This is a genomic window from Metabacillus sediminilitoris (assembly GCF_009720625.1).
Lineage (GTDB): Bacteria > Bacillota > Bacilli > Bacillales > Bacillaceae > Metabacillus > Metabacillus sediminilitoris.
In genome coordinates this window covers 1,276,039-1,292,038 of record NZ_CP046266.1, presented here as the reverse complement: position 1 = coordinate 1,292,038, position 16,000 = coordinate 1,276,039, and the positions used below count along the sequence as shown (strand labels likewise).

At 35.8% G+C, this 16,000-nt stretch carries 15 protein-coding genes; 4 read left to right on the top strand and 11 right to left on the bottom strand.

Features of this window, described 5'->3' with window-relative positions; translation table 11 throughout:
* Positions 1–163 precede the first annotated feature (163 nt).
* Together GMB29_RS06315 and GMB29_RS06310 are read left to right on the top strand one after the other, a co-directional pair.
* On the top strand, positions 164–1,018 hold the full coding sequence (locus GMB29_RS06315) for a GRP family sugar transporter (protein ID WP_136355397.1): 855 nt from the start codon (positions 164–166) through the stop codon (positions 1,016–1,018).
* A gap of 13 nt (positions 1,019–1,031) precedes the next feature.
* Complete coding sequence (locus GMB29_RS06310; protein WP_136355395.1) at positions 1,032–1,817, top strand: glucose-1-dehydrogenase; 786 nt, start codon at positions 1,032–1,034, stop codon at positions 1,815–1,817.
* 453 nt (positions 1,818–2,270) lie between these two features.
* Here the strand turns inward: GMB29_RS06310 and GMB29_RS06305 are convergent, their stop codons facing one another.
* The 8 genes from GMB29_RS06305 to GMB29_RS26910 all read right to left on the bottom strand — a co-directional run bounded on the left by GMB29_RS06305 (position 2,271) and on the right by GMB29_RS26910 (position 9,126).
* Positions 2,271–2,537 (bottom strand): phosphocarrier protein HPr, encoded by a 267-nt coding sequence (locus GMB29_RS06305; RefSeq protein ID WP_136355393.1) that lies wholly within the window; start codon positions 2,535–2,537, stop codon positions 2,271–2,273.
* A 125-nt stretch (positions 2,538–2,662) separates the two neighbouring features.
* Complete coding sequence (locus GMB29_RS06300) at positions 2,663–3,298, bottom strand: P-loop nucleotide/nucleoside kinase family protein (protein WP_136355391.1); 636 nt, start codon at positions 3,296–3,298, stop codon at positions 2,663–2,665.
* A gap of 116 nt (positions 3,299–3,414) precedes the next feature.
* Entirely contained in the window at positions 3,415–4,281 is an 867-nt protein-coding gene (locus GMB29_RS06295; protein WP_136355389.1) for a class II fructose-bisphosphate aldolase, read from the bottom strand.
* A 42-nt stretch (positions 4,282–4,323) separates the two neighbouring features.
* Positions 4,324–4,722 carry a tetratricopeptide repeat protein gene (locus GMB29_RS06290; RefSeq protein ID WP_136355387.1) on the bottom strand — a complete coding sequence of 133 codons (399 nt, stop codon included), beginning with the start codon at positions 4,720–4,722 and terminating at the stop codon, positions 4,324–4,326.
* Between the two features lie 30 nt (positions 4,723–4,752).
* Positions 4,753–6,042: a PTS sugar transporter subunit IIC gene (locus tag GMB29_RS06285; RefSeq protein ID WP_136355385.1), complete on the bottom strand. Its 1,290-nt coding sequence runs from the start codon at positions 6,040–6,042 to the stop codon at positions 4,753–4,755.
* A gap of 35 nt (positions 6,043–6,077) precedes the next feature.
* A complete protein-coding gene (locus GMB29_RS06280; protein WP_136355383.1) occupies positions 6,078–6,386 on the bottom strand; it encodes a PTS sugar transporter subunit IIB in 309 nt (102 codons plus the stop codon).
* 105 nt (positions 6,387–6,491) lie between these two features.
* Positions 6,492–8,600 carry a BglG family transcription antiterminator gene (locus tag GMB29_RS06275; protein WP_136355381.1) on the bottom strand — a complete coding sequence of 703 codons (2,109 nt, stop codon included), beginning with the start codon at positions 8,598–8,600 and terminating at the stop codon, positions 6,492–6,494.
* Positions 8,601–8,985: 385 nt separating this feature from the next.
* Complete coding sequence (locus GMB29_RS26910) at positions 8,986–9,126, bottom strand: hypothetical protein (protein ID WP_168733886.1); 141 nt, start codon at positions 9,124–9,126, stop codon at positions 8,986–8,988.
* 907 nt (positions 9,127–10,033) lie between these two features.
* On the opposite strand from GMB29_RS26910, the gene GMB29_RS06270 reads away from it, so the two are divergent.
* On the top strand, positions 10,034–10,807 hold the full coding sequence (locus GMB29_RS06270; protein WP_136355379.1) for a GntR family transcriptional regulator: 774 nt from the start codon (positions 10,034–10,036) through the stop codon (positions 10,805–10,807).
* Positions 10,808–10,957: 150 nt separating this feature from the next.
* Here the strand turns inward: GMB29_RS06270 and GMB29_RS06265 are convergent, their stop codons facing one another.
* Genes GMB29_RS06265 through ttdA form a run of 3 tightly spaced genes read right to left on the bottom strand, consistent with a single transcriptional unit; the run spans position 10,958 to position 13,295 of the window.
* Positions 10,958–11,755, bottom strand: a complete 798-nt coding sequence (locus tag GMB29_RS06265) for a fumarylacetoacetate hydrolase family protein (protein ID WP_136355377.1) — start codon at positions 11,753–11,755, stop codon at positions 10,958–10,960.
* A gap of 20 nt (positions 11,756–11,775) precedes the next feature.
* On the bottom strand, positions 11,776–12,387 hold the full coding sequence (gene ttdB, locus GMB29_RS06260; RefSeq protein WP_136355375.1) for a L(+)-tartrate dehydratase subunit beta: 612 nt from the start codon (positions 12,385–12,387) through the stop codon (positions 11,776–11,778).
* Positions 12,384–13,295, bottom strand: a complete 912-nt coding sequence (gene ttdA / locus GMB29_RS06255; RefSeq protein WP_227551547.1) for a L(+)-tartrate dehydratase subunit alpha — start codon at positions 13,293–13,295, stop codon at positions 12,384–12,386. The genes ttdB and ttdA overlap by 4 nt, the downstream gene beginning before the upstream one ends.
* A 1,286-nt stretch (positions 13,296–14,581) precedes the next feature.
* Here ttdA and GMB29_RS06250 point away from each other — a divergent pair.
* Positions 14,582–15,979 (top strand): citrate:proton symporter, encoded by a 1,398-nt coding sequence (locus GMB29_RS06250; RefSeq protein ID WP_328591447.1) that lies wholly within the window; start codon positions 14,582–14,584, stop codon positions 15,977–15,979.
* Positions 15,980–16,000 lie beyond the last annotated feature (21 nt).

Here is a 16,000-nt window from a genome sequence, read left to right as displayed (position 1 = left end):
ACTAGCAGGATAAAAGACCGAAAAGAGGTTTTCTAAAAAATCTTCGGTATTTTTATGTAGTTTTTAATCCCCTATAAGAATAAGATTTTGCCTGTTAATCCATGCTAATAAAAACAGTATTCATCTTTATCGATTAGAAAAAATGAGAATGGGGTACTCACTTATGACGGGAATTCTACTAGCCATCCTCGCAGCTGTTTCATGGGGCAGCATTGTATTTGTCAGTAACAAGCTTGGCGGTGACGAAGACAGTCAAACACTTGGAACAACAGTCGGTGCCTTGGTATTTGCCATTGCAGTGTATATTTATAGGATGCCTGAATTATCAACTGTCACTTGGGCAGTAGGTTTTATATCAGGTTTGTTTTGGTGTATTGGACAAAAAAATCAGTTTGGAGCTGTTCGCTATTTAGGCGTTGCCAAAACAGCACCGATGTCGACAGGCTTGCAGCTGATTGGAACAACTTTTTTCGGCGTTTTTATTTTTAAGGAATGGCAAACTACCTCAAGTATTGTGATAGGACTTGCTGGACTTGCTTGTATTATTACCGGTGCCTTGCTTACCTCACTCAATCAGGGTGATGACAAAGGACAGGAAAAAAGTCGAAAAAAAGGATTACTCATCTTGCTCATTTCTACTGTAGGCTATGTCACATATGTCGTATTAATTCGCAGGTTTAATATTGATGGCTGGGCAGCAATACTACCCCAAGCAATTGGGATGGTTACAGGTGCATTCTTTATTACGATGCGGGATAAACCATACAACAAGTATGCTATTCGTAATATTTTGACAGGCCTTATATGGAGTACAGGAAACCTTGGACTTTTACTTGCATTGCCTAAAATCGGTGTGGCAACAAGCTTTTCTCTCTCGCAAACTGGCATTGTCATCTCAACCATCGGCGGTCTCTTCTTTTTAAACGAGCGTAAAAGCAAAAAACAGGTATGGATTGTACTCTTGGGATGTTTGTTTATTATCATAGGCGGAGTCTTGTTAGGCCTTACAAAAAGATAAAGGAGTGTTCGGGATGTATCCAAGTCTTGATGGGAAAGTCGTCGTAATTACAGGTGGTGCAACAGGCATTGGAAGGGCAATGGCTGAGAGATTCGGTGCTGAAAAAGCGAAGGTTGTCATTAACTATTTCAAAGAGGAGCCAGAACTCAATGCCATTTTAAAGACCATTGAAGAATCTGGTGGGAGTGCAAGCGCGATCCAAGGAGATGTCACTCAGGAAGAGGATATTAAAAGGATGATTCATCATGCTGTAAAGACGTTCGGTTCATTGGACATTATGGTTAATAATGCCGGTATTGAAAATGAAGTCCCTTCTGAAGATCTTTCACTCACTGATTGGAATAAGGTCATTTCTACAAATCTGACAGGCCAATTTTTAGGGTGTCGAGAGGCGATTGGTTACATGCTTGATCATGATATAAAAGGCTCTATTATTAATATGTCGTCTGTTCATCAGGAAATTCCATGGCCTCATTTTGTCCATTATGCAGCAAGTAAAGGCGGAGTTAAGCTGATGACTGAAACTCTTGCACTTGAATTTGCTCCACATGGAATTCGGGTAAATTGCATTGCTCCCGGTGCAATCGATACTCCGATCAATAAGGAAAAGTTTGATGATCCTGAATTGAAGAAAGGTGTAGTCGAACTTATTCCAATGGGGTATATCGGTAAGCCTGAAGAAATTGCAGCATGTGCAGTATGGCTTGCTTCAAGTGAAGCCAGCTACGTCACCGGTCTGACCCTCTTTGCTGATGGTGGAATGACCCAATATCCCGGGTTTCAGGCAGGAAAGGGTTAGGAGTTCTAAATGATAAATGATGGTGTTCGTCAGTTGAAAAAAGATGATAGTCCGAATGCAGGACTTAATTTAGGTGGTTTTGTTGATTTAAAATAAAGTTTAAAAACACCTTATAAACCAGTATTTTACCGATAAAAAAAGAATCCATTATGAAAAAAGTTTAATCAAAATGGATTCTTATCTATAAAATTTAAGTTTCGGTTTTATAAAAAAGTTTGATCATAATCGCGCCCTGTAATTGAGGATTAGACAACAATAAGTGAACAATGATGTATAATAATTTCTGAGGCGATTAGGATTTCGGCTGCCACTTTATATCAATCACTGTGAGAAGAGCAAACCCATTAACGATTTGCTCCAAAGATTACAGACATGCATTTGATTTAGCTAAATGTATAAATTCGTATTTTCCAATCAAGGGAGAATTTTAGATTATCGAATTTGATACTGATTTTATACACCTAGGGCTTCTGTTTTCATCAATTCATCAATATTAGCTAGCGCTTGTTCTGCATCATCGCCTTGAGCAATTACTTTAATTGTTTCTCCCTGTGGGATTCCTAGCGACATGACACCCAAAATTGATTTTAAGTCTACCTGTTTTCCTTTATACTCAAGGCTCACCTTTGAAGAAAATGGCGTAACCTTATTAACTAATAAGGTCGCAGGTCTTGCATGAATTCCAGAATCGCTAATTATTGTATATATTTTTTCAACCATTTTTATTCCTCCATCTTTAAAAAACTCTTTTATTTTATAAGTAAAAAACTTCGATCATTCTATTACTTTGTCAGGACATTCTTTTCAATGAATCGCTTAAAGTCCTAAGATTTTTGCGCCCAAGGTTAATCTTTGCTAGTTCCAGAAATGTACATTTTCATGTACCCCAGTCTTATATCTTCCAACAATCTAGAATAATTCACTTTTGTATAATCTGACACATCTACTTCATATAAAGTTCCTAATTCAAACGTGTCATATCCTCTTGTTGTACATCTTTTTATAAATTCCTCATAGTTCAATAAATTATCTGCATTTCTTCTATCTGCTAACTGATCCCCTTTTTTGTAGGAAGTTACGATATGACTCAAATGCCTTGTCGGATCCAAATCTCGCTTTTTTTGGCGTTCAAACAAAACATCTAAATCTGCAATTAACCGAATCGTAACAACCTCATAACCATATCTTTCTACTAATTGCTGAATATGAGGCTTTTGTTTTTGACTAAAAGGATAATCAGACATAATATTGCTGCCTGCTTGCATTTGCTGTTCCATTATTTCATAGTACTTCGCCCATGCTATCTTTTCTATCTTCTGCTTTTCTTCTAAATTACGATAACCATACATATCACAATAATATTCTTTCAAGTCATCCTGAGAAAGATTATAAAATGACCCTAATTTACTATTGATGATATGACTCAAGTAGGTTTTACCTGTTCCTGGTAAACCTGCTAATAAGATTAAGACTTTATCCATCTTACCACCTCATAATCTAACGAATAAAGAAAGAGTACAAGGAATTCCTAGTACTCTCTTTATTCGCCACATCTTCTCCAATCCTTATGAAAAAGATTAATGAACTTTTTTTATCATTATTTTACTTGAAGGGTACGGTCTTCTTTATTCATGAAGATTCCAATTTTATGTTTGACAATTTCTTTTACTGCCTGATTACATGGAATAATATTATGTCGTAATGATTTCGTTACTTTTGTTTCACCGAATGTTTCTTTCGCTGTTTTCGTCCATGCTACTAGCAACTCAGTACCTACATTAAATTTACGAATCCCGTTATTAATTAATTCATGGATATCCATTTCATTAACACCTGTACCCCCATGAATAACTAAAGGTACATCTACTACAGCGTTGATTTCTTTTAATAATGGTAGATTTACTTCTGTTTTAGATTTATATTGACCATGATTCGTACCAATTGCAATGGCTAAAGCATCTACTCCTGTTGCTTTAACAAACTCTTCTGCATCTTTTGGGTCAGTATAAACCTTATCATCCTCATCTACATGAATCCCTTCTTCAGTACCGCCTATAGTCCCTAGTTCGCCCTCTACTGAAACACCATATTTGTGTGCATATTCTACTACTGCTCTTGTTTTCATAATGTTCTCTTTGAACGGTAAATGAGAACCATCAAACATCACTGATGTATATCCTTTATTGATTGCCTCTTTAATATCATCAAAATCCCTTGCATGGTCTAAATGCAATACCACATCTACCATTTCATTTGTGGCCATCGTTTTACATACAGCAACAATATTTTCATGACCAATGTATTTCGCAGTATCTATACTTGTTTGAATAATAATTGGTGCTCCTTGCTCTTTTGCTGCACGGATCATATCAGGTAACATCTCTAAATTATGTGCATTAAATGAACCAACAGTATAATTCAATTCTTCAGCCCTAAGTGTTACTTCTTTTAATGTTGTATACATAGTCAATTACTCTCCCTTTATACTAATCTTTTATTTTCTTCCTTATCGAACACCACGCGTAACCTCTTTAGAAACTTGCATCATTTGATCCATTTTCTTTAGATAGATCTGTAATAATTCTTCATTATTTACTTTTGCTGCTTCTGCACGCTTCTTGTTATAAAGTTTTAATAAAGTTTTGTAACCATCACCTAATGACTTTTTAGCCTGAATACTCTTTTCTAACGAATCAATAGCATGATCTTCATCCCCAAGTTCATTAAATGCTAAGCCAATCTCCTCATAAATTTTTGCTCGTTCTTCTCCAACTGCTTGATTTACTTCTTCTTTTTTAATGGAGATGGTACGTAATAACTCATCTTTTCGTTCAATTGTTAACACTGCCTCTTCGGTTGTTTCTTTTTTCGGTTCTTTAGTTTTTTTCTTTCCAAATCCAAACATTACTTGAACCTCCTTTTCTCTTCCCACATTCTAGAAAGCTTTTAAAAGTGGACCAATGAGCCATGCATATAGTAATGCAGCTGTTACTGTATCAACATCTGTAGCTGTTGCATTGACAAATCCCATAGAATTGAAAGTCGTTACTAACAGTGCTGGTAATAATGTAATGAAGAAACCATGTACAATACCACCAATAATTGCACCGCGAATACCACCTGTTAAGTTACCGAAGATACCGGCAGTACCACCCGCGAAGAAAGCTGTCAGCATACCTGGTAAGATCATGGCCAACCCAAAGACTGGCAATACAAACATGGCAATAATTGAACCTATAGTAGTTGTGATAAACCCTACAATCACTGCATTAGGGCTAAATGGAAATAGGACCGGGCAATCTAATGCAGGCTTTGCATTTGGAACCAACCGCATGGCAATCCCTCTAAATGCCGGTACAATTTCACCTAGTAATAAACGAACCCCTGCTAGTAATACATACACTCCAACTACGAATTGGATAGATTGTAAGAAAGCAAACATTAAATAGTTGGTATTTCCTGATAATGTAGAACCGAACTCTTCACCTGCAAACGCTGCTGTAATAATATAAAGAGGAGTCATTACCACCATCAAAGATAGATAGGTATCTTGTAAGAATTCAAATTGAGCTGGTAATTTCAAATCTTCAACAGATTTTTTCTTTTCGCCTTTTCCCCCAACTAGTTTCGCTACACCTGCTTCAAACACATACCCAACCGTACAAAAGTGACCTAAAGCAATATCATCCATACCAGTAATCTTACGAACAAATGGTTGTGCAATCGCAGGCATTGCTACCGCAAAGACACCCCCAATGAAACCGCCTACTAAAATCAGTGCAATACCACGTAAACCTGCAAAGTAACCAAATACTGTTGTCATAGTAGCCATCCAAAGAATTGCCTGACCAGTTAAAAAGATGTATTTCCATTTAGTGAAACGTGCAATGATAATATTAAAAACAAAGATAGCTAAGAAAGTTAGTGCGATATCACGACCCAAGCCTAACTCATTCATTGCTTGGCCGTTAATAGCTTCAATCGAAGGAATAATCCCTTGCATATGGAAGCCTTCTGTAAATATTTGACCAAAATAGATTAAACTACCAACAATAATACTTGAACCGGCTGCCAATACCATAAACCCTAACATCGTCTTTAACGAACCAGAAATAACTTGCCCTGTTGATTTCTTTTGCAAAATTAACCCCAACATAGCAATCAATGCGATTGTGACTGATGCCTGTGTCAAAATATTCTCGATAATAAAGTTTATTACACCCATTTTTTACCCCCATCTCTAGGTATCTTTATTTATATTTAAGCTAAAACGCCTTTTTCCCTTAATACCGGGGTGATTTTTTCTTCAATCTCTGGTTTAGATACAATATTTCTCAAATAAACAATTGTCGTTTGTTTTGGATCAACTGAAAATTTCTCAAATTGGGATTTGAAATTCTGTGCCGTTATAATAATATCGGGTTTTACTGAAACAGCAGATGAGATATCACTATGATCTAGCTTGGCATTGACACCTAACTTGCTTAGTACATCCTCTGCCGCCATTTGACAAGCAAAACTGCTTCCTAAACCTGCTCCACATACAAATAAGATATTTACTTTTTTCATTTCACTCTCTCCTCTTTCACTTTTTGGATTAATATTATTTGTTGCTAGTTAAAATCATTGTTTTATATAAACAATCTTCATCAATTGTAGTAACCACAGCTTTTCTTACTCCATTACTTCACTTCCATATAACACCTGTTTAAATATGTTTACATCTTGTGCTTTAATTAACTGGTCTAATTTCTCTTCATCATTAATTAGCTCAATCAAATTTTTCATCACATTTAGATGTGAATAAGAATCCACTGCGGCTAGACAAAAAACAATTTTCACCGGATCATTATCCGGATTTCCGAAATTCACCGGTTCCTTTAACGTCATGACACTAATACCTAATTTATTTACTCCATCTTCCGGCCTTGCGTGTGCTAACGCTAAATGCTTCCCTACTACTATATAAGGCCCATACTCTTCAACAGATTTAATCATGGCGTTTATATAGCGCTCTTCAATGACCTCTTCTGTTAACAATACCTGGGCAGATTTCGTAATCGCCTCTTTCCAATCTTTACATTCTTGCTTTAGTAGAATGTTGGAATCCCTCAAAATATCCTGCAACATCGGCTGTATCTCCCTTGTATTAATTTTTAATTGATGTTCTTTAAAAGTAGCTTCTACTTTTTGATAGCTTTCCTGTGTTACCTTACCGCCGCTTTCTACAATTAACATCAGAATATCCTGCATCAGCTTTGTGGCATCTAACTGATTGGATACGATTCTTCTCTTATTCTTATTTTTGAGTAAAAAATCTTTAATTTCCTTCTTATCACTTTCTCTTAAAATCGGATTAAGCAATAATACAGGTTTTCTTGGATAATCAATTGATATGGTCGTAAAAACTACATCAACATCCAGCTTGTCAATAAAGGCTAATTCATACGAACTCAATACTGCTACAATCTCGATATTGAATTGCTCTTTCAAATTCGCAGCCAAAAGCTTTCCAGTTGAAATCCCATGATTACAAAGCACAACCGCTTGATAAACATATTGTTCTTTCTGCTTTATCTGGCTGGCAGAAGTTGAAAAATAAACGGTCAAAAACCCGATCTCATCTTCTGATAATGGTTTTTTGATGTAGTCCTCTATTTGCTTACTAAAGCAAGTGACTGCTTGATAAATCTCGGCATAGGACTCCTTAATCGTGTCTTTCAACGGATTAAATACCTGTAAATCGTTCTTCGCCCTGCTTAATAACCCTGTGATATGCCTATATAAACCTTCATACAAATCTTCTTCTCTCTGAGAAAAAGGGATCCCGGTTACTTTTTCTACATGCTCAATTAATTGAATAGCTAATAATTGGGCGGTAACCCAATCGAATGAATTATTCATATCTTTTGGATTAAACGATTCGATTGTAAAGGTCGTATATTTGATTTCATTTAATGATGGATATAAACCAAACTCTATACAGATGGAATCGACAAAATTTCTGACAGGATCTTCTTTTATCTCTGCTCTAACTTTAGCTAATTCCCTAAGGGTATTTCCTTCTTGTAACCGCCTTACCCATATACCTAAAAATAGAATGCTTTGATTTCGATATACATGATTTATCTCTACTCTGGATTTTTCAAAGACGTCATCATAATGTTCTCCAATGACCCTCAAAGCTCTTGTATCCAAATAATCAAGGACAAATTGTTCTGCAACAGTGTTCACTGTATCTACATCTCGGTATCCTAATAGATTAGCAATATCTGTCATACTATTTATCATGTCGTACAACATAGTACGTATTGATCGTTCATCGCCTTTAAATACAATACCTTGCTTCGTTAAACTCACTACAGAAATACCATATTCCTTTAAAAACTGACGAAGTTTTCTCATATCCTCATCTAATGTACTTTTCGATACCTGCAGTTTTTCTTCCATTTCAAAAAGCAATGTCGTTTTTGTGGTATCGGCAATATCTAAAAGTAAGGCAAGAAAACGTTCATTGGGCCGATAATAATCTGATTCTCTGTCATCACCAATTTTGGTCAGGAGCTTTTCGCGATCCACATCAGAGAGGTCTAACTTCAACCCCTTTCCTCTTGTCGTCGTTATGGATGGATAACTATTTTCTGCTAGATATTTATTAATCAGGACCAATTCGTTTCGAAAAGTACGCTCACTAATATTGAACTCTTTACTTAAAACCTCACAAGTCAAAAAGGTATTTACTGTCAAAAACCTGGTAAGTACTCGTTGAGTTCGTTCTTTCATGATAGTAACCCCTTTCATAGTTTGATTATAAATCGGAATATTCAAATAGTTTAGTACATCTTATTGCAACTTCAATTTGCAAAAATGTAAGCGTTAACACTTTTTAAAACAATCTATGAATCAAATATCCATAAAAAAAGACGTATCTCTTATAGAAATCATTCTATTGTTTATCAATAAAATGACAAAAAACCTACAACTCCAAAATGGATGTAGGTCAGCAATTATATTTAAAAATTTTTCTTCATGATACCTAACTAAACAGCTTAATAAAGGTTTATAACAACAAAAAGCGACCCCGTTAATTCTAATGAATAACAAGGTCGCTTAGCCTATTTTCACACTTATTACGATCTTCATCCTTTCAGTCTCCTTTAATGGTAGTCTATTGTTTTACCATTTTATCTCCCGACTGATTAGGAACAGTATCATTATTAAATTGATGAACCAAATATGTAAGGTAAGAATTTAATTCAAATCGCTCTTTATTAACAAAATCAGTCAATGTTAATTTGTTTTCTCTCATTATTTTACCTCCTGTATTTATTTCCTTATCTTTATCATTCCCAATCTATCATTCTTTTATTCATATAAACTTCATTATGGAACATAGGAAAGCTCCTAAAACTTCTAAAACCTCGTTCCCAGTATCGGCCCCACCTACGCCAAATACCATGACGGCCACGCGTGCCATCCAACCCAATATCATTATAATTGAAAACGCTTTCAGATTCAAATGTTAATAGAAATCAAATTTCGACATTATAAATCCCTTTCTGAGTAATCTTTAACTTTCTAGCCTTTTTTGAACAAGGTTTGCTAAATGATCAGAAAAAGTATGCCTGAATGTATGGACTAAGATAAAAACTACTCTTCTTTATAGCAAATCGACCAAAACAACTCCTTTTCATGAGTTGTTTTATTTTTTAATACCAGATTGCTCATATAAACAATTGAATTCATTACTTGAAGAAACTCAAAAGACAGTCAACAACTGATCATCTCTTAACTTATACATTAATTTTATAATTCAGTGCTAACTCATCCCCAAGTCCCTTTTTCCCCAGTTCTGCTTTGGTGTCTCTTAAATTGTAATCTCAACATCTTAAGGGGATATACTCAATTCACTAATAACTTTAGTAATTGTTTTTTAACTTCTACGTTCGACCTTCAAACATTTGAAAAAGAAGCGTGTTCAGAAAAGGACGACTTTCTGTACAGGTTGATACTAGGTGAAATTTTCTTTCATCATCACTTATGACCTTTACCTAGATTATCTGTTTTTCTATTTTATTAATTGAGGGAGTGATCGTTTTTCTGTTATGATTTTATTTATAAAGTCATAATATAACTTTTTCACTATAACCCACTCAAGAACATTCGGTTATATAGTTACATAAAATTAGAAACTTGTCGGAATGAGTGATGATAGAATGAATAATCAAAAAACACCTCAAACACCTGATACTAATGTTAAAAGATTAGATCAGTCTGAACTTTCACTAGCTGTTCGTTCATTTTTGTCAACTTTAGATGTAAATGGAGAAACACGATTGCCACAACGTGCTTATCTAGCTGTTCGACATGCCATTCGGCATCTTCAATTACCTCCTGGACAGACTGTGCTGGAAAGGGAAATGGCAGAAATCCTCGGCATGAGCAGGACACCTGTACGTGAATCACTTGTCCGTTTGGAAACGGAAGGATGGGTGCGGCTCATACCGCGTCGTGGTTTTATTGTTGCACCACTTGTAGCAGATGATCTTCAACAAATTTATGAAGTAGTGGAAGCTCTGGATGGTGTTGCAGGCAGACTTGCTACTGGCCGTGCTACTCAAGAAGAGTTAAATCAACTTGAGCATCTGATTGAAGAACAAGAAAAGGCACTAGAACGAAACGATCTACTTGCATGGACGGACCTTGATGATCAATTTCATAATTTCATTGTTGATTTGGCACAAAATCCACGCCTTAGAGGGATTGTGGATAGTCAGTCTGACCAACTCTATCGCGCACGGTTATATACAATCGGGCTTCGACCAAAGCCAACACGTTCAGTGATTGAACATAAGGCAATTTTATCAGTCATGCGAGCCGGTGAGCCTGATGCTGTACGAACTATGTTGCAGTCTCATCGTTATAGAGCGCGCAACGAAATTCTAGAGGCTCTTCGATCTATGCCTCCATTACCGGAAGAGAAACGATAAATAAGGAGACTTTTTCATGATTAAAGAATTTATCATTATTAATAAAGAAAGGCTGTAGTAGATTTCACAGAAATCTACTACAGCCTTTCTTAGTTAAACGGTTGTGCCAGTTATATTTTTACCATCCATTAATTTTCAGGATAGTATTTTCTATTTTACATAGTTACAAAGCTTACCAATTTGCTCTACTTCAACAGCTACAATATCTCCCGACTTCATTGGACAACTTCCAGAAGGCGAACCAGTAGCCAATACATCACCCGGCTCTAGTGTCATAACCTGTGAAATCCAACTGATAAGGTAAGGAATGGAAAGTGACATCTGATTCGTATTACCCTCTTGTACGACTTTTCCGTTTAATGTTGTAACGATTCGTAAATTAGTTGGATCTATTCCTTTTACAATACACGGACCCAAGGGGCCAAAGGTATCAAAACCTTTGCCGCGCGTAAACTGGGGATCCTTTTTAGTAAGATCTCTTGCAGTCACATCATTAAATATCGTACAGCCAAAAATATAATCCAATGCCTCTTCTTCTTTTATATTTTTGCCGCGTTTACCAATAACGAGTGCCACTTCCCCCTCCATTTCCACCTGCTTGGTTAAATCACTTGAGGGAAGAATGATTTCCCCCTGATCGGGAATCACCGAAGATGCCGGTTTTAAAAACAAAAACGGTTCTTTGAGATTGGCCTGCCCCCCCGTTTCTTTTGCGTGTCCAGCATAGGTCCAGCCAAAATTAACTATTTTTGATGGTACTACAGGCTCCAGAATCTTCACATCATGATATTTAACTCTTGATCCATCAAATTTCAGTTCATTGTTTGTAATTTCGATAAAATTACTAGACAATTGTAAAATTTCATCATCTTCAACAATACCGTAATATACTTTACCGTTCTGTAGTTGATAGCGAACTATTATTTGTGTTTTTTGTAGGACGTGCATGACCACAACAACTCCATAACTTACTTGATGAATCTTACCTGCTCACTAATTAACTTATATTGTTCTTCCTTCTTTTTATTGAACTCCACCTTATTTTCTTCAAAGATGTTATTTCCTTCTGCATCAATGGAAACAATAAGAGGACCGAACTCATTCACTTCACATACCCAAAGAGATTCAGGCATTCCGAGGTCTTTCCAGTGTACTTCTTTGATTTGTTCAACACTTGTTGCAGCATAAACAGCATTTCCGGCTGGAAAGACGAGATGCAGTGCCTTATGAGTTCTGCATCCTTCTTCGGTGTTCTTTCCCATTCCACCTTTTCCAACAATGAGTTTAACACCTGTTTCTTCGATAAATTCCTTTTCAAACTTTTCCATTCTCATACTAGTTGTCGGACCGATAGAAACAATCTCATACTCTTCATTGCCAAGGTCTCTAACAATGGGACCTGCGTGGAAAATAGCTTTTCCCTTAAGGTCTACAGGCAATGGGATTTTTTCTTCAATAAGTCTTCTGTGAGCAACATCCCTGCAAGTAACCAGTGTACCAGTTAGGTAGATAATGTCCCCAATTCGTATATCCTTAAGATCTTCATCTTTTATAGGTGTTGTTAATACCTTCTTGCTCATAGTGTTACCCCCTCGTGAGTATTAATCTCATAATTCAAATTACTGTCAAATGTAATTTTTCCTCGTCTATGGGACCAGCATCCTGTGTTAACGGCAACTCCAATAGTTGAAGGATGTCTAGCTGTATTGACAACATTTACACCCATAACAGATTTAGATCCCTTAAGTCCCTGAGGTCCAAGGCCAATAGCGTTAATTCCGTCCTCAAGAAGCTTTTCCATCTTAGCAGCATTTTCATTTTCATTACGACTTCCAACACTTCTCATAAGAGCTTTTTTAGAGTTCATAGCAGCTGTTTCTACAGAGGTACCGACGCCTACACCAACAAGAAGTGGAGGACAGGCGTTAATTCCATAACTAGTCATCCGATCGAGTACAAACTTTACTACACCTTCATAGCCTTCACCTGGCATTAGAACTGTTGCGACTCCAGGAAGGGTACAGCCGCCACCTGCCATATAAGTATAAATTTCCACTTTATCACTGTCTTCTTCAATCTCCCAGAAGATACTTGGTGAACCGTCACCGATGTTCTTTCCTGTATTGTATTCATCAAATGTTTCGACAGAATTGTGTCGTAATGGTGTTTCTTGAGTTGACTTATACACACTATTCTTCAGAATACTATCTAACTGCCCAATAAGGGGGAAATTCTCTCCGCACTTAACAAAAAACTGGAGAACACCTGTATCCTGACATGAAGGTCTCTTTAACTCATAAGCTAGTTTCTGATTCTCAAACATTGTTTTGTAAATGATTTTAGCAAGTCGGTTATCTTCCTCTTCACTTAATTCTTTTAATCTATTTTCTACATCATCAGGAAGTTTGTAGCTGACAAGTGAAATGAATTTTGACATCAAATTAGTCATCTTTTCTTTTTGCTGTACCTTATCTATAATAATGCTCATAATACCTCTCCTTTTATCTCTTTAGTTTTTTGTGTAAAATAGTGAAGAAAATTAGGAAATGCCCAAAAGTTCCAATGATAGAATCTGCTATTAACGCCCGGTTCCAGCTATATCGATTGCTTTAGCTAACGCGAGTAAACCCACAAATAACAGAAACGTGTTTACGTTTTTCTAATCCTTTAGCATCCACCATACTTCCATTTTCTAAGTAATACTCACAACCCCAAAGAAAGAAATCGTTTTCAAAAGAAAATTTCCTGCCTAATGCTTGAGCTAAATGAGCCAGTACATGTAACCATACTGTTTATCCCATTCTTAACGGGCAGTAAGACTCTCACTTCAAGATTCGAGAGAAACAAAGAAGATAAATGGGAGATAACTACACGTAAAGATCCAAAAATTTCGCTAACCATCAGTGGGGGATGAAGAACCCCCCACTGATGGAAGTCTCACTTTATCTCTTTTCAAATTCCTTCATCAGGGATAACAGCTAGATGAAAACACGATTTTCACTCATCGATGACCTCCTACCATTCCCCACATCTCTTTCATGTGAATCAGTTTAATGTGAATACCTTATGAGCTAATTATTAAATAATGTATACGTTAATGTCAATAGTTTTAATTTTTTAAATAAGAACTTATTTTTCAGATAAATATGATCGGTTGCCTATAGATATTGAAATCATCATATTATAAATAAATATTTTCTGTTTTTTTATCATTAGTATATTGAGAGATGGTGAAATATTCTAAAAATTAGATTGACATCAACGTATACGTTAACATACAATTTAATCAATGGTATTCTACTGGTTTATTCCTTGAACCATTTAATTTAGAAATAAAGGAGTGATATTATTTGATACGTTTTCAAAAGAAAAAAATTTTACAACTGTGATCATTCTTTAGCTGGATAACTTGGATAATAGAAAAAAAGGCCAATCAGTGAAAATAAAAAGAGCTCCTTTTAAGGCAACATTACCCTACCAATTTATTCTCCTACAAGACACGATTTGTTTTCTGTATTATCATAAGGGATGATATTTTTGTATGCGCTACCATTTTTTATTTTTTCGCAGACTATAAATAGAGTAGTAGGTTAGAAATCAATTGGTTCAAGTGATTACAACTAAAATCAGCAAACAAGTTCGTTTCATCAAGTAAATAAAGAATAACCTAGAACCTAATTAAACGTTGTCCCTTTAGGTTCTGGATAAAAAAATATTATATTCATAGCTTAACAATGTAGTCATACTCTTAACTATTTAATAGTACAAAAAATTTTGATTTCATACTTTTTATGGGAGCTGGTTTGTATGTTAACAATCCTAGCATTATTAATGATCATTGTATTCATTGTACTTCTCTCAAAAAATAAATTATCTGTATTTGGGGCATTAACTATTGTTCCATTTGTTTTTGGAGCAATTGCAACCTTTGTAACAGGTGCTTCCTTTTTGGACCTCTTTGAATGGATTAAAGAAGGTATTTTATTTAGTGTAGATGAAGAAACTGGAAAGGTTTCTACTGGGGTTATTTCACCTGCTATTGTTATCTTATTTGCGGTGTTGTATTTTGGTTTAATGCTTAATGTTGGTTTGTTTGACCCTTTATGCGAATTCTTTATTAAAAAAGCAAAAGGGGACCCATTGAAAGTTACAATGGCAACAGTTTTAACTGCGACAGTAGTCACTATGAATGGTGATACTACTACAACTATTATTATTTGTGTTGCTGCTTTTCTTCAACTTTATAAACAAATGAATATTAAGCTAATTTATCTAGCTATTATTATTGTTACACCTATTGGAATTTTTAATCAGTTACCATGGGGAGGCCCAACAATTGCTGCAAGCACAGCAATGGGTGTAAGTATTAGCGAATTGTTTGCAGATTTATTGCCAGGAATGATAGTTGCTGAAGTATTTGCAATTTTTATGGCTTATTTTATCGGAATAAAAGAGAGAAAACGCTTAAACTTTGATCCTAAGACTGCTAAAGATATTTCTCCAGAGCAAATGGAAAGCATGTTAAATGCTATTCGGCTAAAAGATCCTGAATTAAAGAGGCCTAAACTATATGCTTTTAATTTGATTTTAACGCTTGCTATTTTAGTTATGCTTGTGATGGATGTTGCACATGGAGGTGTTTTATTTGGTATAGGTGCAGCAATTGCCCTTACGGTAAACTATAAGTCTGCAAGTCTTATTAATGAAAGAATTGATGATTTAGCAGCAGATGCTTTAGCACCAGCTTTGGCAACTTTGGCTGCCGGGGTTTTCTCTGGTGTATTGACAGGTAGTGGGATGTCAACTGCTTTAGCAACATCTATTACAGCTATTATCCCAGAATCATTAGGTACAAATATGGCACCAATCTACGCGTTAATTGCAGCACCTGCCATTACATTTTTACCGCAAGATGCTTTCTATTTTGGGATTGCTGGCGTTATGTCAGATGTTATGGGGCAATATGGAATTTCTGCTAGTGAAGCGGCAGTAGCTTCCATGGTGGGACAGGCATTCCGTCTAATTTCACCAGTTATTCCAGCTCTCTATATGTTAGTTGATTCTACGGAGACAAACTTTGTAAACTTTCAAATAAAGTATGTCATTTATGCTTGGCCAATTATATTTATATACCTTGCTGTTTATACATTAACAGGGGCATTGCCGATCTAGAAAAAATCATTTTTAAGAATT